We start from the raw sequence: 569 nt of genomic DNA, 5'->3' as shown, positions 1-569 counted from the left end.
CCCCAGTCCTCGTGGGGTCCGAGGGCGACGGGATCGCCGGCCATCGCCTCGGCGACCTCGGTGACGAGCCGGTCGACGACGATCGACAGGTGGTCCAACGCCGCGTCGCTCTCGAAGTTGCCACTGCCCCACGTGCCCACAAGGTCTCCTCTGCATGGTGGTGCCGCTTCCTGGGGGCCCATCGAACCAGGCCGGGGTGACAGCACCTCCGCTACCCGTTCGTCTCCTCCTTCGTCAGCAGCAGGACCGAGCACAGCAGCACGGCCGTGCCCGTGGCCGCGCCGGGGGTGAGCCGTTCGCCGAGCAGGGTGGTGCCCAGGGCGAGGGCGGCGACCGGTTCGGGCATCATCACCACGGAGACGGTGGTGGCCCGGACCGCCCGCAGGGCCGAGAAGAACAGGGCGTAGGCAAGGGCGGTCGGGATCGCGCCCAGGTAGCCGAGCAGCACGACGGAGCCGGCCAGTTCCGTCGGTGCGGGCAGCAGCGGGCCGGTGGGTGCCGCCACCAGCAGCAGGCAGATCGCGCCGACGGCGAAGCCCGCCAGCGCGCGGTCGTAGGGGTGTCCGGAG

General features: G+C 72.6%; 1 protein-coding gene. It reads right to left on the bottom strand.

From position 1 onward, the window contains the following. Positions 1–211 precede the first annotated feature (211 nt). Positions 212–569 (bottom strand): EamA family transporter (locus ABD323_RS44410; protein ID WP_344447657.1); only part of this gene is annotated, 358 nt, incomplete at its 5' end.

Source organism: Kitasatospora nipponensis, from assembly GCF_039528135.1.
Classification (GTDB): domain Bacteria; phylum Actinomycetota; class Actinomycetes; order Streptomycetales; family Streptomycetaceae; genus Kitasatospora; species Kitasatospora nipponensis.
This window is presented reverse-complemented; position numbering and strand designations above follow the sequence as displayed.